Source organism: Paenibacillus swuensis (assembly GCF_001644605.1).
Classification (GTDB): Bacteria; Bacillota; Bacilli; order Paenibacillales; family DY6; genus Paenibacillus_N; species Paenibacillus_N swuensis.
Genome location: NZ_CP011388.1, coordinates 1,949,361 through 1,975,852, shown reverse-complemented (window position 1 = coordinate 1,975,852; position 26,492 = coordinate 1,949,361). Strand labels below are relative to the sequence as shown.

The window sequence follows — 26,492 nt, the reverse complement described above, 5'->3', positions numbered from 1 at the left end:
ACAATCTTATTGAAAAAAATAAGAGTAGCGGAGGCCGGGATGAAAACCTTATTTCAATATAACTGGATTGTGAGAGAACAATGGTATCAGTGGTGTGAAGAAACCACCCCGGAAGAGCTGCAACGCGTCCGAGTCGGCGGTGTCGGAGGCATACTGCACACGTTGTTTCACATTGTGGACGTGGAATGGAGCTGGATTCGCGTTCTGCAAGATAAACCGGATTTCCAGGAGGACTTTGAAAATTATAATACGTTAGAAAAGGTTAGAAATCTGGATAAGGAATTTAAGCAAGATGTAGAACCCTTTGTTAATTCATGGAATGCCGAGATGGAAACACGCCCGTTGGATATTCCCAGACTGGACGGAACGGTCGAAATCCTAGCCTGGGGCGAAGTGATGCGTCACGTCATTGCTCACGAGATTCATCATGTGGGGCAGCTTTCAGTGTGGTCCAGGGAAGTGGGTAAACCGCCTGTGTCCGCTAATCTGATCCGCAAGGGACTCATTCAACCTAATGAAACTCAACTACAGGACTGATTCTTTTTTTGAAACCTAACAAGGTCCGCTTGTGTATTAACAAGTAAATGATCTTAGGAGGTTCTAAGTATGAAATGGAAATTGGTAATTTTATTGATGGCGGTGTTGGTACTTCCCGCGTGTTCGTTACTGGAGTCGGCCACGAGTACCGTTAACTATGCGAATGAAGCAACAACGTACATCTCGGACGCCACTGCGTTTGCCGAGCGGGTTCCGCAGATGGCGGAGCAAGCCGTGAACAACTCGGAGGCGTTGACCTCTCTAGTGAACGAACTGGAGAGCATGAAGGACAAAGCATTGGCGTTTAACGCAACGGACGCGCCCGCTTTAGCGCAGGATCTGCATGATCAATTGGTGAGCCGCAATGAAACCCTTCTGGCCGAGATTAATAAATACCTGGACCAGATTCAAGGGGCAACCGTAGACTGGGGCAACTTGCAGCAAGCTCCGCTGTTCCAAGCCGTCAGCGATATTACCCAATTGCTGGAGCGAATCAAGAATTTAGGGCAGTAGAGACGTAGTCTTATAGGCCAAAGTGAGCGCTTTGGCGGATTCGGAGGGAAAAGATGCAAGTCCAAAGAGTAGCTTCGACCGCGCAACCTGTGATTGAAGTAGAAGGACTAATCAAAAGGTACGGGGACTTTACGGCCGTGAACGGGATTCACTTTCAAGTGGAACAGGGCGAGGTGTTCGGGCTCTTAGGTCCCAACGGCGCAGGCAAGACAACGACCATGGAGATGATCGAAGGCCTACGCCGACCGGACGGCGGTGCGGCGCGGGTTGCCGGGTATGATACGAAGACCGAGCTGCGTAAGGTGAAAGAAGTGATCGGGGTGCAGCTTCAATCCACCTCGCTGTTCGACTTGTTGACCGTTAGGGAAATTACGGAAATGTACGCCAGCTTCTATGCGCGGTCCGTTCCTATTGATCCGCTGTTGGAAAGTGTGATTCTGACGGAAAAGAAGAAGGATCGGGTAAAGAACTTATCCGGCGGCCAAAAGCAACGTCTGGCCATCGCGCTGGCGCTTGTCAACGATCCGAAGGTTGTGTTTCTGGATGAGCCGACAACAGGGCTTGACCCTCAGGCGCGCAGGACCCTCTGGGATATTATTCTGAAGCTGAAGGAAGAAGGCAAGACGGTAGTCCTTTCTACGCATTATATGGATGAGGCCCATATTCTGTGTGATCGAATCTGTCTGATGGATCGCGGTGAAATCATCGCGCTTGATACGCCGAGGAATCTGGTGCGTTCACTGGAATCGGAAAGCGCATTGGAGTTGAGGATTCCAGGATACGAGAGTCTGAGCGAGGACGAGAAAAGACGGGTCCATGACCGCTTGTCCCGTGTTGTTGGCGTGAAACAAGCGGATGTGCGCGGTGATGCTTTCGTGCTGTATACAGACCACTTGCAGCAAGCGCTCATCGGGTTCATCCAAACCTGTGACGATGCGGGCATTGTGTTTGCGGATTTGCAGACACGCACAGCGACCTTGGAGGATGTGTTCATCCACATGACCGGAAGGAGCCTGAGAGAAGCATGAGATCTTATCTCCAATTAACTTTAGCTCAGCTCCGCATCTTTGGCCGGAACAGGCAAGTGCTGTTCTGGTCGTTGTTCTTTCCGATTTTCTTCATGTTGATGCTGGGATCGTTTATGGGGAACGGCGGGGGGATTTCCATCACGGCTTCGGTCGTCAATGAGGACGGGACACCTCAGGCTGCGGAGTTTATAACGGCTTTAAATCAAGTGCCCGGCATCAACACGAAGAACAAGACAGGAGACCGGGAACAAGAACTGAAGGCATTGAAAGACGGAGACTTGCAGATGCTCGTGGTCATTCCCCAAGGGTATGGCAAGGCTTTACAGGAAGCGAACAAGAGCAATCCGGTCATAATTAATGTGTTCTATGATGAGACCGAGATGACCACCTCTCAAGTAGGCGTTACGATGGTGGGCAACGTTGTGGATGCTGTGAGCAAAAAAGCGACGGGTTACGAAGAAGTGGCTTCTATTCAATCCCAAGGGGTCCAATCCATCAATCTGAAATATATAGACTTTCTTGTTCCGGGCATCGTAGCCATGATGATTATGAACAATAACCTGAACGGGGTGGCGGGGCAGATCTCCTCTTGGCGCGAGCGTGGGATTCTGCGCCGGATGCAAAGCACGCCGCTGCAATCCAGCTCGTTTATCGCGGCTCAGATCTCAGCCCGGTTACTGATGAACGGAATGCAAGCTGTTATTGTGTTAGTCATCGGAAGTTTAGTGTTCGGCACCCAGGTGAACGGTTCGTGGTTGCTTCTGCTCTCCTTTGTTGTGTTGGGAACACTTGCGTTCATGTCGATTGGATTTATTATTGCGGGTTTGGCCAAAACGCCGGAAAGCGCCGGTCCTATCGCTGGCTTTATTTCCTTCCCTCTCATCTTCTTGGGCGGTGTATTCTTTCCCATCAAGGATATGCCGGAATGGCTGCAAGGCATTGTGAATCTGCTGCCCATTGCGCATTTATCCACGGCTATGCGTCAGATTATGAACGTAGGCGCGGGCTTTACCGAGGTGTGGGGAGAACTGGCTCTGTTAGGAGGTTGGACTTTGGCGGCGTTTATTGTGGCGAGTCTGACGTTTAAGTGGGAATAAACTTAAATGAATTTGAAATAAGCCCTGTATACAATCGGAACCCTCCGAACGTGTACAGGGCTTTTTTACAATGGGCATATTAATCAACCTTTAACTGCGGTCGCCTATCCTGAGAGGCCATGATTGCGGTTATTCTACAATGTTACAGAGGGAGGGTTAACGGCTGTCCAGCACCAACACCCAGTCCTGACCTCTCCCGGAAGATGGCGGGTGCAGCATAAGGGTGCCGGTATTCGGCCAAGCCCCAATCGCCATCGTTTCACCCGAGCGCGGATTGTACCAGGAACCGGCCACCTGCTCCCCAACCAACAGGCCGAAGCGGGCATGAACGGACTTGCCGGTCGGACTGTACACATAAGCATACTGCTTTCCGCGTGCCGCCACCAACCGGTCGCCGCCCTCATAGGCAACCACAACCAAGCCTTGGTCCGGCAACAACTCCAACAGGTTGTGTGACAGGGCCAGTTTCTTTAAGTGCTGCATATGGGTTGCCGCGGGCCGTCCGAGGGCTTCCCGCCAATGCATGGGGAAATAGGGTGTCGGTTCCGTGTTCATCGGCCAGACACAATGATGGCCGTAAGTGATGCCAAACCCGCCCGCCAGAAAACCCCAGTAGGCGGCTTGCCGCACATCCCAGTCATCAAAGTACCCGCTCTCCGGCAGAAAATCAATGGGATGATCTTCGTAACGGGGCTCGGCGTCTACCGTCGGTTTCACGGGAGTCAAATGATAATCCTTCGTAACCCAATCGTCATTATGCAAATGTGCCAGGTTATGTCCGGATTGTATCATATTGAAATCAAGCCAATCTTCGTGATGAACCCATTGGGATGAAGAGGCGCCACCGCAAGGATGAAACGTGATCAAGTTGGAACTAGATTCCTTGATGCCCGCCGCCATAGATCTGTTGACGGCATAATGCTCCTCGGTTTCGAGCGGCCGGTCTCCGCCCAGCACCCAGATGATATGCTTTAGGTGTCCGTAACGCTTCCCAATCCACCGTCCGTATTCCCGCGCGTTGTCCGGATTGAAGATGACCGGGCCTTTCCCCCACTTGAGATTATATTTATCTCCCCAGGTCGGCAGCAGCGCAACATAAATCCCTAGAGAAGCGGCGGTCTCTAGGATGTAATCGACATGGTCCCAATACGTATAATCCGAGTCCGGGTACCTTGAATCATCAATAGACTCCGGGTCAATGGATCCGTCCTTTCCAACTGCCAACGGAAGGCGGCCATACCGATTTGGAACGGTCAGACCTTCCAGTTCGGCCAAAGCAACCGCTTGCACAACCGTGAAGCCTAAGGCAGCTCGTTGGTTTAGGTAATCAACCGCTTCTTCCCGGTTCAGCTTATGAAACAACTCCCACGCCGTATCCCCCAGCCAGAAGAAAGGCTGCTCATCCTCTGTTACTAAAAACCGTCCGTTTTCACTTACTTTCAGAGCTTTCATGTAGATCCCCTCCGCCAACATAAATAAATGAATCTTCCAAGAGATTAACACAGAAATATTATATTGTATACAATTAGTACACCGATAGAATACTTAATAGTTCCGATCCAATACTTGATTTAAGTTATGAAATCCGAACTCTTTTCCGCCGTATAAAAAAAGTCGAGTAGGCAAAGATGGGTGGCAAGGAGGTGGGATCAAAGTGGGTCTGAAAAGTGTATTTACCAAGGAATCCATCCAATCGCAACTGAAGGACATTGAGGACGCGAAATTCGAAGATATTACCGTCTTTAAGAGGAAAGCGGTACTCATCTATATCAAGTCGCTTCAGGATTATGCCAACCTTCAACTACTCGTAATTAAACCTTTACAGGATTCAACGGATACCCGCTCTGTTGAGGATGCGTTGCCTTTCTCGCAAATAGTAAACGATAACGATCTAAGTTCATTAATTCGAGATATTTTGAACGGATATACGGTATTGCTCATGGAGCAGTCAGATGAAATATACAAAATAAACACGATGAAAACAAGCCAGCGAAGTATTGCGCCTTCAGAGAACGAAGGCACGGTGTTAGGACCTCAAGATGCGTTTACAGAGTCGCTGGAGACGAACCTGTCCCAGATAAAGAAACGGATCGTCAATCCTTACCTGAAGAGTCCTGGGCTCCGAATCGGAACGGAATCCGGGACGGAAGTTGCGGTCATGTATTTGGAGCATATTGCCAACCCTTCACTTGTGAGCAAGGTCCTTTCCAGATTAAAACATGTGGAGCATCCAGGACTGTTATCCGCTTCGCAGCTGAACTCACTGCTGGAAGACCATCCGTTCTCTCCATTTCCCCAGTTGGGTCTTACCCAGCGTCCTGACAACGTCACCCAAGCTTTATTGAACGGTAAAGTATGCATCCTGATGAACGGGAGTCCGGAGGTCATCATTTGTCCGATAACCTTCTATGAACTGTTTATCAGCCCGGAGGATTGGTACATTCGATGGACGGGCGGGACGGCAATCCGTCTGCTTAGGGTCTTCGGTTTCTTTATAAGCATAATGCTCACGTCCATGTACGTGTCCATCAATACGTTTCATCAGGAGATGCTGCCGCCTGAACTGTTGCAACTCTTATTGGAATCGCGTTCCAAAGTACCTTTCTCCCCTCTGATCGAGGTGCTGTGTATTGAGTTGGTTATCGAAATTCTGAGGGAAGCGGGGGCGCGCATGCCTGCCAAAATAGGTCAGACGATCGGCGTAGTCGGGGGTATCGTCATCGGTACGGCGGCTGTGGAAGCCGGACTTGCGAGCAATGTGCTCATCGTGCTGGTATCCATCTCGGCATTGCTGTCCTTCCTGCCCGCCAACTATCTCCTTAGCACGGCCGGACGTCTCGTTCGGTATGCCTTCATATTCGGTGCAGGGATGTTCGGCTTGTTCGGTCAGATGATGGTGCTGGCGTTTCTCTTGAGTCATCTGCTAAAGCTAACGTCCATGGGACATGTTTACATTTCTACCCCCATGACAAGTGAGCAAACGGACTGGAGAACCAGTATTTACAGAGCGCCGATTCTGCAGTGGCTGAAACAATCCGCTGCCGCGAAAGCGGGGAACCGCGTGAAACGTCCGATGGATGAGGAGTAAGAGCAAATGACCCAATCCGCAAGAGTCAGACATTTAAAGCCGGTGCACGTTATTTTTCTAGGGCAAAATGTGATGGTAGGTTACAGTGTTATTGTGCTGCCTCATCTTCTGAGTCCCGCCGGTCATACCCAGTGGTGGCTCGTAATTATGATGGCAATTATCGCGCAACTCACTCTTATTCCCATGACGATTTTGGCCGGCAAATACCCCGAATTAAACTTGTTTGAAATCAATCGCAAGCTGCTTGGGTTATGGATTGGTTCCGTATGTAACTATGCCATTGTCATCTATGGTGTATTCCAAACGGCGGTGGTCGTTTCAGGTTATGTCATGTTGGTGGGCACGGTGTCTTTACCTGACATGAACACGTATTTGCCGTTGATTGCGCTGCTTCTGGTCGTCGCCTACATCGTATTTGGCGGCATTCGACATATTGCCCGGATGTGTATCCTTTCCTTTATTTTAACGGGATGGATCATTTATTGTCTGAAGTGGTCTATGCAAAAAGGGGAGTTTACGAACCTGTTGCCCTTGTTTCCGCTTGCGCCATGGGAACATACTTGGACTGCGTTTCTATCAGGCTTTCCCTCCATGTTTGGATTTGAATTGGTCCTGTTCTACTTTCCATACATCATAAACCGAAAGCAAGCGCTGAAGCATGCATCCATCGGACTATGGATTACAGTATTGTTATATCTTTCAGTGAGCTTTGCGGGAGTCATTTATTTCTCACGCTGGCAACTGGAGAATGTGCAATACCCTTTGCTTGATATTCTGAAATCGGTAGAATTTACCTTTGTGGAACGTATTGAGAATCTGGGTCTGGCATTATGGTTGTTTACAGTGGTCACCACCGCCGCCGCCTACTTATGGGTGAGCGCCAAAGGGTTGGACGGTTTATGGAGAAAGAAGCGAAGCCTCCATATTTATCTTTGTGTTGCCGCCGTGTTTGTAATCATCAGGGTACCTTCCGCAACCATTATTAAATACGCTTATTATTATCAATACGCCAATGTTGCAGGCTATATATTAATATTGTGGAGCCTATTGTTACTCGGGTTGCATTTCATCAGCCAAAGAAAGGCGGCGCGTCATGACAAGTAGAGCTTTGATAAGCCTAAGCACATGCATGATACTGCTGATCCTGACAGGTTGTGCTCCGGAGATGGAAAGGCAAGCAATTGAAGACTTGGATATGGCGGGTGTAATCGGATTTGATCAGGCTGCCGGGCATAAATACAACGTGACTGTATCTGTTCCTCAACCGACCAACGAACAATCGGATGAGGATAAAGTGCTGTCCTCTGTCGTGCAACTGCCCCATGAAATGTTATACCGTCTTTCGGCTCGTTCCGGAAAAACATTGAGCGCCCGTCAAGTCAGAGTCATTCTGTTCAGCGAGGAAATGGCCAGAAACGAAGGGTTGCTAACCACACTCTTAAATTTATATCGTGATCCGTTGATTTCCAATAACGCCTATATCGCTGTCGTAAAAGGAACGGTACATGAATTTATGTCAGGAGGCATGGCTTCCAAGCAGAAAAGTATGTATTTAAATGATCTCTTGCATCCTCGGGAATCAACATCATTCAGTCCGTTTACTACGTTACGGGACTTTATCTTTCGGGTGACCAATGAGGTAAGCGACCCCATGGTTCCTTACCTGGAAAAGCACGAGGAGATCGTAGAGATCTCAAAAATCGGGTTATTCCGTGAAGATCGATTGGTCGCGTTCAATACGTTGGAAGAAACCCGAATGGTGGAGATGATGCGGAGCGATAAACATATTCCCAATATCACAGTAGATTTGGATCTGGAGGGCTCTTCACAACAATATCTACTCCTTGACTTTGTGAGGAGCCGGATGAAGACAACGGTAAAGGGTTCACTGGACAAAGCAACAATCCATATGAAGCTGATGGAGCAGGGTGCCGTGCAGGATTTTCAGGATGGACTGGATCTTGAGGATCCTGCGGATATAAATAAACTTGAACGTGAAAGTGAAAAGCATATTAAACAAGATGTTCATCGGTTAATCCAAAAATATAACAGGCTTTCCATTGACCCAGCCGGAATCGGAAGATATATACGGGCTGAGTTTAGAGGAGATTGGACGCGAGAAAAGTGGCGAAAATCCATGCAGGATGCGGAGTACAACATCGATGTTCGTGTGAGAATACGGAATACAGGGACGATGAGATGATCAGAAAGAACTATTTTGCCAAATAAGGATTTACAATCTTTACCTTCTCATGTATGCTTGGTTGGAATTACATATTGTTCGCGGGAGCTCGGAGAACCGGGCTGAGAGGAGTGCTGATACGGCACTTGACCGTTATACCTGAACTGGATAATGCCAGCGGAGGAATGAAGCCTTGGAGTCGTAACGACTGACCACAGGACCGCTTGTTTATGCTTGCGGTCTTTTTTTGTCGGGAAATTGCGGTTCCGGATGTCCAGGCGGACCTCTGAAGATGTTTCATGCGCTGATCGAGAGCGGCTAAATCATGTTGAGGAGGTTTTTTGGCTATGTCCAAAATGGCAGAAGAAACGGGAGCGCCGTATATCAAGGCTTTTCCGGCGAGCAGGAAAATTTATGTGGAGGGTACCGCGGATGACGTACGGGTGCCGATGCGGGAAATTGCATTAAGCGACACGGAGACTTCAGAAGGTGTTGAACATAACGCGCCTGTACGGGTATATGATACAAGCGGTTTGTATACGGACGGGGAGCACCAGACCGATATCCGTCAAGGATTACCCGCTCTTCGGCAACCTTGGATTACGCGCCGGGGCGATGTTGAAACATATGAAGGGCGTACGGTGAAACCGGAAGATAACGGAATGCCGGCCGCGGGATGGCGGAGTCAGGAAGCGGAGGAAAGGTTTCCGCGGGTTCATTCGAATCCGCTTCGGGCCAAAGCAGGTCAGAATGTGACGCAGATGCATTACGCCCGCAGGGGCATTATTACCCCGGAGATGGAATTCGCGGCCATCCGGGAAGGGATGGATCCTGAATTTGTGCGGAATGAGATTGCTTGCGGCCGGGCTATTTTGCCCAACAATATTAATCATCCTGAAAGTGAACCGATGTTAATCGGAAGGCACTTCCTGGTGAAGATCAACGCTAATATCGGCAACTCCGCCGTATCCTCATCCATTGAGGAAGAAGTGGAGAAGATGACATGGGCCATTCGCTGGGGAGCAGACACGATCATGGACCTTTCTACAGGTCAGCATATCCATACGACAAGAGAGTGGATTATACGTAACTCCCCGGTTCCGGTGGGAACGGTGCCTCTTTATCAGGCGCTGGAAAAAGTGGGAGGCAAAGCGGAGGCGCTGACCTGGGACATCTACAGGGACACGTTGATTGAGCAGGCGGAACAAGGGGTTGACTATTTCACAATCCATGCCGGCGTGCTCCTGCGTTATGTGCCGATGACGGCGAAACGGGTTACGGGCATCGTCTCCCGGGGCGGATCGATTATGGCTTCGTGGTGTTTGGCTCATCACAAGGAAAATTTCCTGTATACGCATTTTGAGGAAATTTGCGAAATTATGAAGGCGTATGATATCGCGTTCTCGCTTGGCGACGGTTTGCGTCCGGGATCCATTGCCGATGCCAACGATGAGGCGCAATTTGCGGAATTGCAAACGCTGGGGGAATTGACGGAAATCGCATGGAGACATGATGTGCAGGTGATGATTGAAGGTCCGGGTCATGTTCCGTTACACAAAATCAAGGAGAACGTGGAGTTACAGATGGAGATTTGTAAAGAAGCTCCATTCTATACGCTGGGTCCGCTGACGACGGACATCGCGCCGGGCTACGACCATATCACATCCGCCATCGGTGCGGCGTTGATCGGTTCCTTCGGCACGTCGATGCTGTGCTATGTGACGCCGAAGGAACATCTGGGCCTGCCGAACAAGAACGATGTTCGGGAAGGCGTGATCGCGTACAAAATCGCGGCGCATGCGGCGGATTTGGCCAAGGGGCATCCGGGCGCGCAAGAGCGGGATGACGCGCTGTCCAAAGCGCGGTTCGAGTTCAGGTGGCGCGACCAGTTTGCTTTGTCGCTCGATCCGGAGAGAGCGATGGAATTCCACGATGAGACGCTGCCTGCGGAAGGCGCGAAGAGTGCGCACTTCTGCTCCATGTGCGGCCCGAAATTCTGTTCCATGCGGATCACCCAGGATATTAGGGAGTACGCGAAGCGGCATGGAATGGAAACGGAAGAAGCACTGGAGCGCGGCCTGGAGGAGAAAGCCCGCGAGTATTCGGAGAGCCGGCGGTGAGCGGTTCGGCGGGAAGAGAAGGCATGGCAGCAAGAGAAGGCATGCCAGGAAGAGAAGGCATAGCAGGAAGAGAAGGTACGGCAGGAAGAGAAGGCATGGCAAATACGGGGGGAACATCACCGTTTAAGGGTGAGGCGCAAGGAGATCCACGGGGACAGCAAGCCCAGCGCCCAGAACAAGATGGGCTGGCGGTGCATGAGCTGCACGTGATTACCGATGGGAAGCAGCCTTGGGACCGGCTGATTCGCATTGCCGCGGAGATCGCGCCGGTGGTCAGCGCGATCCACTTGCGGGAGCCGCAAGCAGGCGCAGCCATGCTATGCGAGTTGATCGGCGCGCTGACGGCCGCAGGCGTTTCGTTGGAACGGCTGATCGTCAACGACCGCGCCGACGTCGCCTGGGCGATGCGCACAGGCGGCGTGCAGTTGGGCGGCCGCAGTCTGTCGGCGGCCCAGGTGAGGGATCGCTTCCCGGGCCTCGTGTACGGACGGTCGGTGCACCGTCCGGAAGAGGCTGGGGATGCGGCTGCGCAGGGAGCGCGGTACGTGCTCTTCGGGCACGTATTCGCGACGCCGTCCAAGCCCGGCAGACCCGGGCGCGGCGTGCGGGAGCTTGCGGCGGCGGTGCGCTGTGCGGCAACAGCTGCCGGGGTGATCGCCATCGGCGGCATCGGTACGTCGCAAGTGGCGGAAGTTTGCGCAGCAGGCGCGGCGGGCATTGCCGTCATGTCCGGCATTTGGGAAGCCGCTGATCCGGTCGAAGCCGCCAGGTGTTACCGCGCCGCCCTCGATGCTTACTCAGTATACGCTGTAAGAGGTGAGAAGCAAGCATGAGCGAGACGAATGTGAAGCATGCGGATGTCATAGTCGTCGGAGGCGGGATCATAGGATGCTCTGCAGCGTTTCAAATGGCCAAACGCGGCATGAAAGTCATTGTGCTCGACAGCGGGGGCATGGGCGGGGAAGCTTCTGGCGCGGCAGCAGGTATGCTTGCGGCGCAAGCGGAGATGCAACAGGGGGGACCGCTCTATGCATGGGCGTTGGAAAGCCGTGGAATGTTTCCGGCATTAGCTCAGGAATTGAAAAATCTGAGCGGAGTGGACATAGAGTTGATGCGAGAAGGCCTTTTGATTCCCGTGCTCACCGAGGAAGGCAAAGATGAGTTGCAAACGGCAGCGCAATGGCAAAGACTTTCCGGCGAAGAAGCGGAATGGCTGGATTCCGAAGCGCTTCAAGCGCGGGAGCCGGAACTCTCGGCATGGATGCTAGGCGCATTATCAATCCCGGGAGACGGCCAAGTTTCAGCACCGCAGCTGGTAAAGGGGTACAAACTTGCTGCGGAAGCGTATGGGGCCGCATTTAGAGAATACGAAAACATTCATGAAATATGGACTGAACGGGGAAAGGTGCGCGGTGTTCGGACGGCGCGGAAGACGTATTTTGCCCATCAGGTGGTCGTGACGGCGGGTTGCTGGACGGGAAATGTACTCAAAGAAACCGGATTAGTACTGCCCATGATTCCTGTGAAAGGGGAGTGTATCTCTGTCATCGCCGATAAGCCGTTGCTGCGATCTACTTTATTTAGTCACTGCTGTTATCTCGTTCCAAAACGGGGAAATCGGATCCTCATCGGGGCCACCTCAACCGAAGGGACGTATGACAAACGGTTAACCACACAGGGAGTACTAACTTTACTAGAACGCGCATCGGCGATTCTGCCCGGTATTGTTCATACGGAATTCGAACGAGGTTGGACAGGGCTTCGCCCGCAAACACCTGACGGATTACCGTATATAGGGCTTCACCCGGATGTTCAGGGATTAATCATTGCCGCAGGACATTATCGCAATGGGGTGCTCCTGAGTCCGATTACAGGTCAATGGATTGCGGATCTTGTTGAGGGGAAAGGCGCTTGGGAGCTGGGGATTGAAGCTTTGTCCATATCCAGAATAGGACTTGCGGCACAAGCGCTTGAGCAGAGCGGGAATTGAATGTGTTGGCGCGGATATCTTTAGTAAGCTGACAGTGAAGGAGTTGGTGTTGATAATGACTCTTTGGATAAATGGGATGCGCACAGATCTGCCCCTTATCTGTGAAACAGTGGGCGAGTTGCTCGGGCAACTTAACCTTCGAGGGAAAGTCGTAATTGTGGAGTTGAACGAGACGATATTAGATGCTGGAATTAGGGATCAAGCTTTACTGAGGGATGGGGACCGGGTGGAGATGATTCATTTTGTGGGAGGGGGATGAGGTTAATGATGAAAACGTATTTGGGTAAGGACAAAGCTCAGGAAAGTGCTCAGGAAAGTGCTCAGGAAAGTGCTCAGGAAAGTGCTCAGGAAAATGCTCAAGTTAACGAATCATTAAAGATCGGGCCCCATCGGTTTCAGTCGCGATTGTTGCTGGGAACAGGGAAGTTTACTAGTGCGGATGTCCAAAAGGCGGCGGTGGAAGTGTCGGGAGCGGAAATCCTCACGTTTGCGGTGCGGCGGATGAATATTTTTGATCAGGAGCAACCGGATCTTTTGCAAAAGCTCGACATCGCCCAATATACTTTATTGCCCAACACGGCAGGGGCCAAGACCGCTGTTGAAGCTGTCCGCATTGCGAAGCTGGCCAAAGCGTCCGGCTTATGCGATATGGTTAAAGTGGAAGTGATTGGGGATGACCGTACATTGTATCCCGATCCGCTGGAGACGTTGAAAGCTTCGGAAATGCTGCTCGAGCTGGGATTTATCGTGTTGACGTATACTTCGGATGATGTGGTATTGGCACGAAGGCTGCAGGAATTGGGCGTGCATGCCGTTATGCCGGCGGCCTCTCCAATCGGCTCAGGACAGGGCATCGTGAATCCGTTAAATCTAAGCTTCATTATTGAGCAAGCAACCGTGCCGGTCATTGTGGACGCAGGCATAGGCGCGCCCTCGGACGCAGCCAAAGCTATGGAGTTGGGAGCCGATGGCGTGTTGCTGAATACCGCGGTAAGCGGGTCCGGAAACCCGGTGGCTATGGCCGAGGCAATGCGGCTCGCGGTGGAAGCGGGGCGACTGTCCCATGGAGCAGGACGAATTCCGGTTAAGCGCTATGCGACGGCGAGTAGTCCCGTTTATTGATGAGAGTGGAACGTGCTGTTATCCGCAAAATGCTCCATGCCGGGTTATCCCTTAGAATCAGTGAGGGTGCTTGGTGCAGATCAGGGAACGTGCTATTATCTGCAAAATGCTCCATGCCGGGTTATCCCTAAGACTCAGTGAGGATGCTTGGAGCAGACCGGGGAACGTAATCAGCTACGGATGAAGTCGGTTTGTGTTTTTACGAATGAGGTGGAGTTGAAAATACGGTGCAGTTTTCAGAAATAATTTTGCAACGTGATGGATGTTGATGGCGAAGTGTTCTTTTGAACGTGCTAGGTAGGTTATGAAAAATATAATTGTTGGATTGCCTTGAGTTATGATGGGCGGTAAAGGTTATTGGTAATTTAGTATTTAAATGTAAATAAATGGCTTAAATGAACACTCCTGAGTGAAAGGGATAACCCGGCATTGGGGGGAGGGGAAATAGATGAAGCTTGCCAAAGTGTTAACCATCGCAGGCTCGGACAGTGGTGGCGGGGCCGGTATTCAGGCGGACCTCAAAACTTTTCAGGAGTTAAATGTGTTCGGCATGAGCGCGATTACAGCGGTTACGGCACAGAACACGGTGGGTGTGCATGGTGTGTTTCCTGTATCCACAGAGGCTCTGGAAGCGCAAATGGATGCGATTGGAACGGATTTAGCGCCTCAAGCGGTCAAAACAGGCATGTTATACGACGCGGAACGGATTCAATTAACTGTCGCCAAAATCAGGCAATACCGGTGGAATCTCGTTGTTGTGGATCCCGTGATGATAGCCAAGGGCGGGCAGACTTTATTGGAGTTGGCTGCAATTCGCGCTGTGGTTGAGGAACTTTTGCCCATAAGTACGTTGGTTACGCCTAATTTGCCGGAGGCTGAGTTTTTGACCGGAATGAAGATTCGGAACCGAAAGGATTGGCGGGAGGCGGCGATTCGATTGCATGAAATGGGTGCCCGTTATGTGTTGATTAAAGGAGGACATGCGGACGAGGATGTTGAAGGTACATCGGCTACGGAGGCTGTGAAATCTACAGAGTCTACAGATGCTCAGGAGTTTGTGAACAAGCGCTTTAGCGCAGATACGGAGGATGACGGTGAAAGGATGTACACGAATCAAGTCGTCGACTTGCTGTATGACGGCGTGTGTTTTGTGGAGTATTCGGGTCCGCGGATTCATACGAAACACACGCACGGCACGGGATGTACTTTGTCGGCGGCGATTACGGCGGAGCTCGCCAAAGGTGCTGGCGTACGCGAGGCGGTAGGCACCGCCAAGGCGTTCATCCAAGCGGCTCTGGAGCACGCGCCGCAGCTCGGCGCCGGGCACGGGCCCACGCTGCACGCCGCGTACCGGCTGCACGGGCCAGCTCCCGCAGCCGGAGCCGCGCGATGAGCCGCGCGCTGCCGCCTGCGGCGGTTCGCCGGATGCTGCCACTGTACTTCGTGGCAGGCACCGGCAATACCGGCGGCGAGCTTGCGCTGCTGCGCACGCTCGCCGCGGCGCTGGAAGGCGGCATCTCCGCCTTCCAGCTTCGAGAGAAAGGGCCCGGCGCGCTGCTCGGCCGGGCCCGGTTTGCGCTCGCGCTGGGGCTGCGCGAGCAGTGCCGCCGCCGGGGCGTTCCGTTCATCGTCAACGACGATGTGGAACTGGCCCTGGCGGTAGAGGCCGACGGCGTGCACGTCGGCCAGGAGGATGCGCCCGCGGCGGAGGTTCGCCGCCGCTTGGGCGCCAGGCTCCTCGGCGTGTCCGTCCACACGGTGGACGAAGCACGCCGCGCCGCCGCGGCCGGGGCCGACTACATCGGCTGCGGCCCGATGTACGCGACGGCGTCGAAGCCGGACGCGCGCGCGGTGGCGGGCCCCGCGCTCGTCCGGCAACTGCGCGCGGCAGGCATCACGCTGCCGCTTGTGGGAATCGGCGGCATTACGTCTGAGAATGCCGCCTCGGTAACGGCTGCCGGCGCCGACGGGGTCGCCGTCATCTCCGCCATCAGCGGCGCGTCCGATCCCCGCGCCGCCGCGGTCCTATTGAAACAAGCAGCTATGAGCATCAACTCATAGCTGCTTGTTGTTGTTTGCTGAGATTTCACCGAACATACATAAACTCCCCCCGCTCTGGGCATAAAGAAAATAACGCTTTATTTACCCGGAGGAGTGGTTGCGGCATGATTTTGTACCAAGTGACATGTTGGATGAACGAGTATCATTATTTGAAACAGAGCATTCGGCTGAGTCAAGGGGATATGGCCTTTCTGGAGTACAAAAGAGATCAAGTGCTCGCCCGGCTCATGAACCAAACCTTGCTTTGGAGCACCCCTCCACAGAGCAGGTCAGCATTGGCGCTGCCGCTAAACTATGACCAACAAGCCCAATAAGGCACGAATCTGCACCGGGTTCCCACCCGATTCTATTCATTTCGATTTTAATGGCCTATTTTGGATTTAACCGCCGCCAGATCCGCAACGTCAATTCGTCCATTCAGATTAAGATCAGCTATACGAACAGCAGCCCAATCGGAAGATTTCGAAGACTTGTTCATATGCCTGGTTACAAACTGAAGATCATATAGGTTCACAACCCCATCGGGGTTTCCGCCGCCTTTACTGCTTACATCCTCAGGTATAAACGTTACTTGAATCGTTAGACTGGCACCCTCCGTTGGTATTTGCTCATTTCGCTGATTTAGCGCATGGGAAAGGGTTGAGAGAGTGACACTTTGATTCACGCGCCGGGGTAACCAGGTTATATTCGCCAGGTCACCGCTTGCCGGGATAGCCCCGTTCACGCCCGTTGCTTTAATCCTGACTTTACCGGGTAAGGACGTGTCGGTTTCTTTAATGATATAGTCTGGATGGATGGAGGACGCTTGGGAAAATTGCAGAACAGCCGGATCATAGCTAATGACCGTATCCAGGGTGTATACCGTACTTTGAACAGTAGAGTTCACTCCATATTGCAACGTTAAGCGTTGACCGAAGTTAGCGCTGCTTGGACCATACAGACGTTCGTTGATTTTAACCTCAGTCGTCTTTGTGTCGTAAATATAGCTGTCTTGCGAGTTGCCTGCCGCGTCCCGGGCTGTCACTTTAAACGCATATTCGGTACTTGGCTGTAAATTCGTGATTGGGAACGATGTGCCGACAATCGGAGTAGTATTCACTTTTTGCCCGCTGTTGTACACATCATAAGTAACCGTGCCTGCCGGATTGTCATCGAGTGACGCGTTCCAGGCTAATGTAATGCTGTCATTCGTTTGTTCGGTTGCTTTCACATAAGAAGGTCTTGTCGGTTTAGCCGTGTCTGTCGCAGTTGTTGAAGTCGAGAATACATCGCTGACGGAAGAATTACCGGTTAGATCCTTTGCTACGATTTGGAATCGATAAGAAGTGGCCGGCTGCAAGTTCTTAATGACATAATCATTTGTAAAATAGACGGGATTATCATTGATTTTCGTACCATTCATGAGCACATCATAGGATAGTTCATTAATCGTATCATTATCTGCAGGTCGGTTCCATCTTAAGGTGATACTGGTCAGAGATTTAGCCTGAGCGGTAATTCCCGTTGTTTTGGGCGGCGCAGCCGTATCAGTTACCGTAGTACCCTTAACCTCATCACTGGCTGTTTTGTTACCTGCTTTATCTCTTGCTATGACGGAAAAGGTATATTCTGTACCTGGGTCAAGGTATTCCATCTTGGTTGCCAACGTTGGTGTCACATTATACAGCTTGCCATTTCTTGTGATTTCATAGATGACCGGACCCTGATCATCGGTTGCCGCGCTCCATGAAAGATCCAAGGTGTTATATGTTGATTTCGTTACCGTTACACCTATGGGCTTAGTCGGCGGTACCGTGTCTGTCACGGGCAGAGGAGCCGGCAGCGTATTATTCGGGTATGGGGCATAATCGTACAAGTTCGGCATGTTGCCTGTAAGCACCAGCATGCTCATCATCATTACCGCGTCTTGATAGTAACCGCCCGGCCAATCGGATATCGGTTCCAATGTTCTTAAATAGTTGTACATCAGATCTAAAGAAGCTTGATTGGATGAATCCACCATAGCAGCGACGGCCATCGGTCCCACCATGTTGCGAGGCGATGGTCCCGCATTTCTAACGGAACCGTCAATATTGTAACTGAGCGCAGCGGTGGCGGGATTCCCGTTAATTTTCGTCATAAACCATTTCACATTGCGGTCCGGAAGATCATGGGCCAAATCGTTATTGGAGGTTCCATTCCACAAGAAATCTTGCCCTACGCGCCAAGGGAGTCTGGAAGGGTCAAAACCATAACTTGTAGAATTGTTGTCAGGTCCGTTAGGTCCTGTATACGTCGGGACCCCTGTTGGCGACAAAACCCATCGGTAAGGCACCAATCCGGTTTGCGGATTCAAGTTATAGAAATGGTCAAATATGTCGTATGCGGCGCCCGTGACTTTATCCCAACGAGTATCACCCGTAATTTCACCGAATAAATCAAACCAACCCGGAATTTCATAGGAACTGATTACGGATGTGATGGAGGCCTGACTTTGCTTGACGATATAAGAGGGTTTGTAAATCAGGTGCTCCATAATATCCGCAATGATCTTATTGGCTTCTTCCAAATAATTAATTTCCCCGCCGCTGCCCCATTGTTTATGTGCCATCAACAAAGAAATGGCGACATCGAGATCGCCGTCCGGAGCCGAATAGGGGTCTATGCTATTCCCATCCTTGTCCACTTTCCATCCCATAAAGTTGTAGCCAGGGGATAGAGAACGCTTGTAATAGCGCAGCAGTCCGTCATAATCGCTATGACCGCTATTGCTTGCGTTTGCCATATATACCGTAATAAGCATGGCAAATCCCATTCCTTCGGAGCATGTTCCATTCTTATAGGTCGCATCGCTGGCACGAATTCGGACCTCCCCGGGTTTGGCCCCTTCGGTTGTAATATACAAGTCACGCCACTTGGTATACATCGACAACATGTCACGATTCAGAGTCTCGCGATCGAGACTCGGCATGATGCCATGGGGATAACTGACGTTATGAGGGAACGGATACTGTTCGGCCGCAAACGAATTGCTTACCGAAACAGGCATTGCAGCGGAATTTGCAGAGGCGGAGGCGACAGGAAACTTCATTAAAGTCGAAGGACCTGAAGAAAAAGCTAACACCGCCGCAAGTGTACAACCAACTACTTTGGATACCTTTTTAAATTTAGTTTTCCGAAATAACAACATTAAAACCCTCCTTCATGGATTAATGATTTAAACGCTTACATAAATGAACCCGCGTTTAAAGTCATTTGTCATGATTATACAAACTGAGGACTTCTAGTTCTTGCTTCATACCGATTTTTTTTTGTACTATGATGACAAATGATGCATTTTCTGTCGGAAGGGGTGTATGGGTTGTTAAAGTTTTTAGAGTCAGAACTCATTAATCCGGATGTCGGATTCCATTTCTCAGATTATTGTTCAATCAAAAATACAAGAGGATTACATGAGCATGATTTCTACGAGTTTTTTATTACCTATGGCGGGAGTGTGCTCCATCAAGTAAACGGGGTTAAGGAGCTCTTGCAGGAAGGTACACTGGTCTTTATTCGACCCCGTGACAGACATAGCTATGAGGAGTTGCACCACACCGACTGCTATATTATGAATGTGGCTTTTCCCGCCAGACTGATGGAGGATTTGTTTCGATTTCTGGGTCCCAGCCCATTTCTGGAAAGGCTTATAAACTCAGCCGCGCCGCCTCAAATCGTTCTTCCTGTTTCAGAGTCCTTGATATTGAAGAAGCGCTTCCATAGACTTGCGTGGTCAGCTGCCTATAGGACAGGAAGCTCCGATGTGCCTTCTTTGTTTAAAGCTCTGATTACCGAGGTGCTGTTTCGACAATTCAGCAAGCAGCAGAAACCCGAGCTCGTGTTGCCGGATATTCCGGTCTGGTTAACGGAGCTGCAGATGACGATGAAAAGAAAAGAGAATTTCATCGAAGGTCTGCCTGCCCTGCATAGTTATTGTGACAAAAGTCCCGAGTATATCAGCCGAAGTATTAAGCGTCACCTGGGTGTAACCCCTACGGAATGGATCAACGGATTCCGATTGCAATACGCGTCCAAGCTGTTGCGCTCCACGGATGCGGAAGTAATTGAGGTGGCTATGGATTCCGGGTTTGATAATTTGAGTTATTTTTATCGTTTGTTCAAAAGTAAATTCGGACAGACTCCCGTTCAGTATAGGAAGTCCTTCAAAAACTTAATTCTCCCCGAATAGAGCTTTTTTGTGTAAAAAGGTGTTTCCATGTAGAATAATGTAGATAAACACAACAACCCGAAATTAGATCTATACAGAAAAGGAACAAGACCATGACGACTAGCAATACCCCGGCACCTGCCAAGCAACTGAAAACCGTCGTAGCGACGTTAAACGCCAAATACATCCATACTTCCTTGGCTTTGCGCTTTCTGAAAGCGTTCAGCGCGAAGGATTTCCATATCGATATTGCGGAATACACGATTAAGGATCCGGTGATGAATATTGTCTCCGACCTGTTCACCCGAAACCCGGATGTGATCGGATTCTCCTGCTATATCTGGAACATTGAAGAGACCATTAAGGTGATGGAGATGATCCGCAAAATCAAACCCGAGGTTACGATCATCCTCGGAGGTCCGGAGGTATCGTATGATACCGAGTATTGGATGAACCGCATTCCCCAGGCAGATTTCATCGTGATGGGTGAGGGCGAAGAGACGCTTCATCATCTGTTGACGGAGCTGTCGACAACGCGGAAATATCATTTCGTGTACGGACTCGCTTACCGCAAAGGGGAGGAGATCATCCTCACGCCTGGCCGACCGAAGCTGAATTTAGCGGAATTGCCATCCCCGCATCGGTTCGAGGAGGATTTGCCGACCCTCTCGAACCGGGTGGTTTATTTTGAAACGAGCCGCGGTTGCCCGTTCTCCTGCCAGTTCTGTTTGTCGAGTATTGAGGTGGGAGTGCGTTATTTTGACATGGAGCGTACGAAGTCGGATATTCTGTATCTCATTGACAAAGGCGCCAAGCTCATCAAGTTCGTCGATCGTACGTTTAATATCAAAAGGGATTACGCGCTGGAAATCTTTCAATTCTTGATTGAAAATCATCAGGGCTGCGTGTTTCAGTTTGAAATTACCGCGGATATTATGCGTCCGGAAGTGTTGGATTACTTGTCCGAGCATGCGCCTCCCGGGGTGTTCCGGTTTGAAATCGGCGTGCAATCGACCAATGATCCGACAAACGCGATCATTCAGCGGAAGCAGAACTTCACCAAACTCGCCCGCACGGTGAACAAAATCAAGGAAAGCGGCAAAATCGATCAGCATCTCGATCTCATCGCGGGACTTCCCCTGGAGGATTACGACACATTCCGCACTACGTTTAACGATGTGTTCGCCCTGCGCCCGGAAGAGTTGCAGCTTGGTTTCCTGAAGATGCTGCGGGGCACAGGCATGCGTAATGATGCGCCTAAGTACAACTATATTTATATGGATCATGCGCCATATGAGATTCTGGGCAATGATCTGCTGCCGTTTGCCGATATTGTGCGGATCAAGCGGGTGGAGGATGTGCTGGAGAAATACTGGAACGCGCATCGGATGGACCATACGTTGGAGTATCTCATAGAGCGGGAGTTTGCCTCGCCGTTCGATTTCTTCCAAGCGTTCGGGAACTATTGGGAGGACCGGGGATGGCAGAAGATCGGGCATCAGCTGGAGGATTTGTTTACCAGGTTGCTGGGCTTCCTTCAGGACCGGGGCACGGAGAATATGGACGTCATTCTCGGCTTGATGAAGCTGGACTATTTCATGAATCACAAATATAAGCCGCGCAAAATCTGGTGGGATTTCACCATGGAGAAATCGGACTGGGCAGGCTATATGAAGGAGATCGCGGCGCATCCGGAGCGGGTATCGGAAGGCTTTGCGGCTTTGGGCGCGGACGAGAAGTTGTTGCAAAAACATGCGGTCATCGAAGTGATTCCCTTCGACCTCCAGCAATTCCGTGCGGACGGCACTGTAGACCGGACACGCACGACCTTGCTGGTTGTATACTATCAAGGCGAGGCCGCGGTGCCGGCACTGGCGTTCACGATGTTGATGGAGACGGCGGAGCAATCTGTCACTTAATCTAACTGCATAATGAAGTTAAGCGGCGATCTAGTTCCGGTATTCCACCGGAGAGAGGTCGCCGTGTTTATGTCTGAGACCTATTCTCTCGGGAGCACTGGAAACTTGCCATACGCCGACAATCACAAAGGCTCCTCCGACGAGGTGAGTCCAAGCGAATGGCTCCCGCAACACCGCATAGGACAACAACATGGCGCTAAGCGGGATGCAGCTTGTAAAGACCGCGGCGGTGCCGGCGGATACCTTGGATACTCCTCGAAACCATAAGAGGTAAGCCAACGCCGTCACGAAAATACCGTAGTATACTACCAGTCCCAATTCTCTGTAACCTGCCGCGGCCCAATCGTACTGCGTTGCTTCAACCAAGGAAAAGGGCAGAAACATCAGAAAGGAAAAGAAGGTTACATAAGTTGTGCCTAATAAGGAAGAGACATGGCTTGCAGTCATTTTGCGCAAAATGGTAAGCATAGCCTCCCCCGTGACCGCGGCCAATATAAGCAGAAGACCGATCCAGGGAGCGGTGGACGGACTGGATGATTCCGAAGCAACGGACGGAACGGATGTAAACCAACCGGTCGCCTGAATGCTGATAATACCTGCAAGGGAGCAGAAGACGCCGAGCAGCAGCCTTCTGGTTAATTTTTCTTTCAGCATAAAGATGGAGAGACATACTACAACCGCGGGAGTCATACTCGTAACGATGCCGGCTTCCGCCGCGGAGACGAATTTCAATCCGTAAAGCATGAATATTCGAAACAGAAACATCCCTAGGAGAGCTTGCAATAAGAGAGAGTACAAATCTTTTCTTCTGACCCGCAAGGAGGCGCCACGACGATTCAACGCCAGCGGGATCAGCAACACTAAAGCCACCGCAAGACTGGCTGATTGCGACAGGAAGACAGGCATTTGCATCGTTGTCAGCTTGCCGACCACCACAGAGCTTCCAACCAACATAGCAGCGACGGTTAGTTCAATATAAGCGGCATTTCTAGAAAATCCCATTTATTACGACCCCTTTCTTCTTCTTTCATGTATACTGTAACAAAGGCTAATGGTCTGTTGTAGTGCCGTTATTAGACCATTTAGACAGTACCACTTCGAGGGAGGGAGTCACTTGTGGTTCTCAATTGATTCAGAGGGCGATATCCCGATGTTTCGTCAGGTATTTGAAGCATTTCGGGAATCTATTTTGACGGGAAAGATGCCTGCCGGTTACAAACTGCCTTCGACTAGGGAGTTGGCGGCAGAACTCCATATCTCACGCAACGTGATTCTGGAAGCATATGAACTGCTGTTAGCCGAAGGTTACATAACAGGTCGTTCCGGTGCGGGAACTTATGTGGCGGAAGGGACTCAGTTGCGCTCTTATTCGCCTATGGAACCGGTTCTTTCTTTTGCGAGTAAGCCAGAGTCGGAAGAGTCCGAAAGAGATTTGATCTCTTTTCGAACGGGACTTCCAGCAGTGGATTTGTTTCCCATGAAGAAATGGGGAACTATTCTCCAAAGCGTCTGTATGGATGCTACCGCGGCAAACTTAGGCTATGGAGATTCTTGTGGAGTACCGGAGCTGCGTCTTGTCCTGGCGGAACATCTGTGGAAAACAAGAGGGGTCATCTGCAGACCGGAGCAGATTGTGATCACGAGTGGTGCAGTACAGGCTCTGCAACTGATCGTGAGACTCTTGTTGTCATCCCGTGATCATGTGTTGGTCGAAGATCCGTCTAATGAGGATTTGAAGAGCATCTTAACTTCTACCGGAGCGGCTTTACAAGGGATCCCTGTTGATGATTTTGGCATAATGACACACCTGTTTCCGGCGGACGTTTCGCCCCAATGCATCTATGTTACGCCATCCCATCAGTTTCCTATGGGCGGCATCCTGCCGATTCAGCGTCGAATTGAACTGATTGAATATGTGCGGCAAACCGTCGGTTACATTATTGAGGATGATTATGACAGTGAATTTCGGTATGACGGGGCTCCTGTTCAATCACTTCAAAGTTTATGCCCGGACCAGGTCCTATACATCGGAACGTTCAGCAAGACCATGTTTCCTTCACTTCGGATAGGATACATGATTGTGCCTGAACCGCTAGTGGATGGCTTCAGACAATTGAAACGGCTCTCTGATTATCAGACCCCAAGCTTGGAACAGCTTGCGCTGGTTCACTTTATAAATCAGGGTCATCTCAGCAGGCATATTCAGAAGATGAAGAAGCTGTATCGGAGGAGACGTAATATCCTTCTAAGCGCGTTGACGGATCAATTCGGCGGGGATTTCCGCATTTGCGGCCGCGCCGCGGGGCTACATTTAGTTGCGGATTTTGAAGCTCCGTTCCCGGACGGACTTCAGGAACGATTCCGAGAAGAGGGTGTCTACGGGGCTCTGATTTCCGGTAATGGTTTGTTGTTGGGATATGGCCATTTGAATGAGGAGCAGATTCTCGAGGGAGTTCTTCGGATCGGTAAAGCGATGAGGATGTAAAAAAGGGTTGACACGAAATCATAGGGTAGAAACAAGCCGGCTTGATGTTAGAGCCGGCTTATGTGCGTGTATTGGTATAGGGAATCTGCATACGTTGAATAACGTAAGAAAATTACGCTATTAAAAAAAATAAAATAATAGCGTATTTTATTTACGTTATTATGAGCTTTTGGCGTATTTCTTCCATAGGAAGGGGAAGATCTCAAAAATAACGTAAAATTTCAACGCTATTTCTGATAGTTCTGCAAATAGCATAAAATTTCTACGTTAAGGTTGGTTAATGGAAGAGGCAACGTTCCGATAAGGCCTCAATCGAACTGCGTCGGTATAACCCACACTAAGCAAAAAAAATGGACAATATTCCACCCCTGCCTGAATAGGAATGAGAGGGAGAGAGGGGGGTGTCCATGAAACTGAAATGCGCTCTTATGGTGTTGTTAGGATTGGCATGCGGATGCGCCGGAACGACCCAGTTTACCGAATCGGAAAATCCGAGCATTGAACAGACAAAAGCAACGAATCGAACGCCATTATCACCTAAACCGAATTCATCTCCATCTGAAACTAAATTGACTCCATCAACATCATCTAACACTAAATCAACAGCACCTAACACTAAACCACCATTACCTCCAAATCCGGACGATAAGTCCTCCGGCGGCACAAAGGGGAAAGCATGGTTACCCCTGCAAGCGGTGGCGACGACCAACCAACCAATCACCTTTCAACACCAAGGTACACCCTCCCCCCAGACATTTCCCGAGCAATATACGGAGATTGAAGGAGTACTTACGTTTCGCGGAAACCATCTAAGAGACGCGCCATCTTATGGAAAGCGTAACTTAACGGAAAGGAAGTTGGTTCCCGCATGGTCATTTACCACTAGCAGTTCTTCTTGGGGCGGCGGAGCGGGATGGACGGGGCAGCCAATTCTGGTTCGCTGGAAAGAAGAGACGAAGAAGATCATGAATCTTAATGCAGCTTACCGAACACAACCAAACTTCGTTGAAGCGATTTACGCCTCCTTGGACGGTAACGTCTATTTCCTCGACACGGCAACCGGTAAGTTGACTCGCGAGCCGATTCGTACGGGGAATCCGATTAAAGGCAGTGCTTCTCTTGATTCTCGCGGGTATCCGCTGCTTTATGTCGGCGAAGGCATTCCCGAGAAAGGCGGAATCGGCTTCGGCATATACAGTCTGATCGACGGCAAACGTCTTTATTATCAAAAAGGGATCGAACCCTACGCCTATCGCAGATGGGGCGCATTCGACAGCTCGGCGTTGTTTAACCGAAACGCCGATACGTTAACAGTTGGCGGAGAAAACGGTTTATTGTATACGCTTAAGCTAAACACCAAGTTCGACCGGTCCGGCCCATCCATCTCCGTTCAACCAAAACCGTTGAAATACCGCTATGTCATAGCGGGCAAGCAAGGAAATACCTACCACGGAATTGAAAACTCGGTAGCGGTATACAAAAACTTTGCCTATTTCAGCGATAATATGGGCGCATTACAATGTGTGAATCTCCTGACGATGCAGCCGGTATGGGCAACGCCGCATACCGACGATACCGACGCAACGTTGGTGGTGGAGGTTGAGAATGATCACCCCTTCCTATATACAGGCACCGAAGTGGATAAGCAGGGAAGCAAAGGGAATGCGATTCTCCGCAAAATCGACGGGCTGACGGGCGTTACTTTATGGCAAAAGAACATCCCCGCACTTACCGTGAAGGGGGAACATCCCGTCAACGGCGGACTTCTGGCCACCCCCGTCAAGGGAAAGGGCAAGATCAGCCACCTGATGATCTTCACGGTTGCCCGCTACGGCAATCTGAGCGGAGGCCTGATGATCGCCCTGGAGAAGAAAACGGGCAAAGAAGCTTGGCGCTGGACAATGTCCAACTATGCCTGGTCTTCACCTGTAGATTTCGAGGACATCGCAGGAAATCCCTACATCGTTCAGGGGGATTCCGTGGGAAATCTCCACCTTTTGGACGCGCGGAACGGAAAGGTTCTTCATGAAATCAGTTTGGGAGCCAACATAGAGGCATCTCCGGCTATTTTTGACGATACCATTGTTGTGGCTACACGTGGAGGAAAAATCCATGGAATTGTGATGAGATAGTATGTTAGGATAAAGAGCGAATTTATGGAACT

The 26,492-nt window shown here is 50.6% G+C and carries 23 protein-coding genes and 1 riboswitch; of the genes, 19 read left to right on the top strand and 4 right to left on the bottom strand.

Features of this window, described 5'->3' with window-relative positions:
- Positions 1 to 39: 39 nt before the first annotated feature.
- The 4 genes from SY83_RS08645 to SY83_RS08630 all read left to right on the top strand — a co-directional run bounded on the left by SY83_RS08645 (position 40) and on the right by SY83_RS08630 (position 3,175).
- Entirely contained in the window at positions 40 to 537 is a 498-nt protein-coding gene (locus SY83_RS08645; protein WP_068605879.1) for a DinB family protein, read from the top strand.
- 69 nt (positions 538 to 606) lie between these two features.
- The gene (locus SY83_RS08640) at positions 607 to 1,050 is read left to right on the top strand and encodes a DUF6376 family protein (protein WP_068605878.1); all 444 of its coding nucleotides are present in this window, start codon (positions 607 to 609) and stop codon (positions 1,048 to 1,050) included.
- 53 nt (positions 1,051 to 1,103) lie between these two features.
- The gene (locus SY83_RS08635) at positions 1,104 to 2,078 is read left to right on the top strand and encodes an ABC transporter ATP-binding protein (RefSeq protein ID WP_068605877.1); all 975 of its coding nucleotides are present in this window, start codon (positions 1,104 to 1,106) and stop codon (positions 2,076 to 2,078) included.
- Positions 2,075 to 3,175, top strand: coding sequence for an ABC transporter permease (locus SY83_RS08630; RefSeq protein WP_068605876.1), 1,101 nt, complete (start codon positions 2,075 to 2,077; stop codon positions 3,173 to 3,175). The genes SY83_RS08635 and SY83_RS08630 overlap by 4 nt, the downstream gene beginning before the upstream one ends.
- 156 nt (positions 3,176 to 3,331) lie before the next feature.
- Here the strand turns inward: SY83_RS08630 and SY83_RS08625 are convergent, their stop codons facing one another.
- On the bottom strand, positions 3,332 to 4,627 hold the full coding sequence (locus tag SY83_RS08625) for a glycoside hydrolase family 140 protein (RefSeq protein WP_068605875.1): 1,296 nt from the start codon (positions 4,625 to 4,627) through the stop codon (positions 3,332 to 3,334).
- A gap of 202 nt (positions 4,628 to 4,829) precedes the next feature.
- Between SY83_RS08625 and SY83_RS08620 the strand changes: the two genes are divergently transcribed.
- The 11 genes from SY83_RS08620 (at position 4,830) to SY83_RS08570 (ending at position 16,052) form a co-directional block, all read left to right on the top strand.
- Positions 4,830 to 6,263, top strand: a complete 1,434-nt coding sequence (locus SY83_RS08620) for a spore germination protein (RefSeq protein WP_068605874.1) — start codon at positions 4,830 to 4,832, stop codon at positions 6,261 to 6,263.
- A 6-nt stretch (positions 6,264 to 6,269) separates the two neighbouring features.
- Positions 6,270 to 7,367: a GerAB/ArcD/ProY family transporter gene (locus SY83_RS08615; protein WP_068605873.1), complete on the top strand. Its 1,098-nt coding sequence runs from the start codon at positions 6,270 to 6,272 to the stop codon at positions 7,365 to 7,367.
- A complete protein-coding gene (locus SY83_RS08610) occupies positions 7,357 to 8,466 on the top strand; it encodes a Ger(x)C family spore germination protein (RefSeq protein WP_068605872.1) in 1,110 nt (369 codons plus the stop codon). Before SY83_RS08615 ends, SY83_RS08610 begins: the two co-directional genes overlap by 11 nt.
- A 70-nt stretch (positions 8,467 to 8,536) precedes the next feature.
- Positions 8,537 to 8,649, top strand: a riboswitch (TPP riboswitch).
- Positions 8,650 to 8,792: 143 nt separating this feature from the next.
- Complete coding sequence (thiC, locus tag SY83_RS08605) at positions 8,793 to 10,565, top strand: phosphomethylpyrimidine synthase ThiC (RefSeq protein WP_068605871.1); 1,773 nt, start codon at positions 8,793 to 8,795, stop codon at positions 10,563 to 10,565.
- 23 nt (positions 10,566 to 10,588) lie between these two features.
- A complete protein-coding gene (locus SY83_RS08600; protein WP_231891402.1) occupies positions 10,589 to 11,398 on the top strand; it encodes a thiamine phosphate synthase in 810 nt (269 codons plus the stop codon).
- Positions 11,395 to 12,555, top strand: a complete 1,161-nt coding sequence (gene thiO, locus SY83_RS08595; protein WP_068605870.1) for a glycine oxidase ThiO — start codon at positions 11,395 to 11,397, stop codon at positions 12,553 to 12,555. The genes SY83_RS08600 and thiO overlap by 4 nt, the downstream gene beginning before the upstream one ends.
- A gap of 55 nt (positions 12,556 to 12,610) precedes the next feature.
- On the top strand, positions 12,611 to 12,814 hold the full coding sequence (gene thiS / locus SY83_RS08590; protein WP_068605869.1) for a sulfur carrier protein ThiS: 204 nt from the start codon (positions 12,611 to 12,613) through the stop codon (positions 12,812 to 12,814).
- Positions 12,815 to 12,819: 5 nt separating this feature from the next.
- Entirely contained in the window at positions 12,820 to 13,677 is an 858-nt protein-coding gene (locus SY83_RS08585; RefSeq protein ID WP_231891401.1) for a thiazole synthase, read from the top strand.
- 448 nt (positions 13,678 to 14,125) lie between these two features.
- Complete coding sequence (thiD, locus tag SY83_RS08580) at positions 14,126 to 15,070, top strand: bifunctional hydroxymethylpyrimidine kinase/phosphomethylpyrimidine kinase (RefSeq protein ID WP_068605868.1); 945 nt, start codon at positions 14,126 to 14,128, stop codon at positions 15,068 to 15,070.
- Entirely contained in the window at positions 15,067 to 15,738 is a 672-nt protein-coding gene (gene thiE / locus SY83_RS08575) for a thiamine phosphate synthase (protein WP_068605867.1), read from the top strand. The genes thiD and thiE overlap by 4 nt, the downstream gene beginning before the upstream one ends.
- Positions 15,739 to 15,842: 104 nt before the next feature.
- Positions 15,843 to 16,052: a hypothetical protein gene (locus SY83_RS08570; protein ID WP_068605866.1), complete on the top strand. Its 210-nt coding sequence runs from the start codon at positions 15,843 to 15,845 to the stop codon at positions 16,050 to 16,052.
- Positions 16,053 to 16,099: 47 nt separating this feature from the next.
- Here SY83_RS08570 and SY83_RS08565 read toward each other — a convergent pair whose 3' ends face one another.
- Entirely contained in the window at positions 16,100 to 18,907 is a 2,808-nt protein-coding gene (locus tag SY83_RS08565; protein WP_082882403.1) for a glycosyl hydrolase family 8, read from the bottom strand.
- Between the two features lie 171 nt (positions 18,908 to 19,078).
- On the opposite strand from SY83_RS08565, the gene SY83_RS08560 reads away from it, so the two are divergent.
- Both SY83_RS08560 and SY83_RS08555 read left to right on the top strand, forming a co-directional pair.
- Complete coding sequence (locus SY83_RS08560; RefSeq protein ID WP_197480002.1) at positions 19,079 to 19,945, top strand: helix-turn-helix domain-containing protein; 867 nt, start codon at positions 19,079 to 19,081, stop codon at positions 19,943 to 19,945.
- Positions 19,946 to 20,037: 92 nt separating this feature from the next.
- Positions 20,038 to 21,843, top strand: coding sequence for a B12-binding domain-containing radical SAM protein (locus SY83_RS08555; RefSeq protein ID WP_068605864.1), 1,806 nt, complete (start codon positions 20,038 to 20,040; stop codon positions 21,841 to 21,843).
- 30 nt (positions 21,844 to 21,873) lie between these two features.
- Here the strand turns inward: SY83_RS08555 and SY83_RS08550 are convergent, their stop codons facing one another.
- Entirely contained in the window at positions 21,874 to 22,845 is a 972-nt protein-coding gene (locus SY83_RS08550) for a DMT family transporter (protein WP_068605863.1), read from the bottom strand.
- Between the two features lie 112 nt (positions 22,846 to 22,957).
- Here SY83_RS08550 and pdxR point away from each other — a divergent pair, with 112 nt between their 5' ends.
- Complete coding sequence (pdxR, locus tag SY83_RS08545; protein WP_068605862.1) at positions 22,958 to 24,328, top strand: MocR-like pyridoxine biosynthesis transcription factor PdxR; 1,371 nt, start codon at positions 22,958 to 22,960, stop codon at positions 24,326 to 24,328.
- A 337-nt stretch (positions 24,329 to 24,665) separates the two neighbouring features.
- On the opposite strand, the gene SY83_RS23290 is transcribed toward pdxR, so the two are convergent.
- On the bottom strand, positions 24,666 to 25,049 hold the full coding sequence (locus SY83_RS23290; protein ID WP_197480000.1) for a hypothetical protein: 384 nt from the start codon (positions 25,047 to 25,049) through the stop codon (positions 24,666 to 24,668).
- 136 nt (positions 25,050 to 25,185) lie between these two features.
- On the opposite strand from SY83_RS23290, the gene SY83_RS08540 reads away from it, so the two are divergent.
- Positions 25,186 to 26,460 carry an outer membrane protein assembly factor BamB family protein gene (locus tag SY83_RS08540; protein ID WP_197479999.1) on the top strand — a complete coding sequence of 425 codons (1,275 nt, stop codon included), beginning with the start codon at positions 25,186 to 25,188 and terminating at the stop codon, positions 26,458 to 26,460.
- The last annotated feature ends 32 nt before the right edge of the window (positions 26,461 to 26,492 follow it).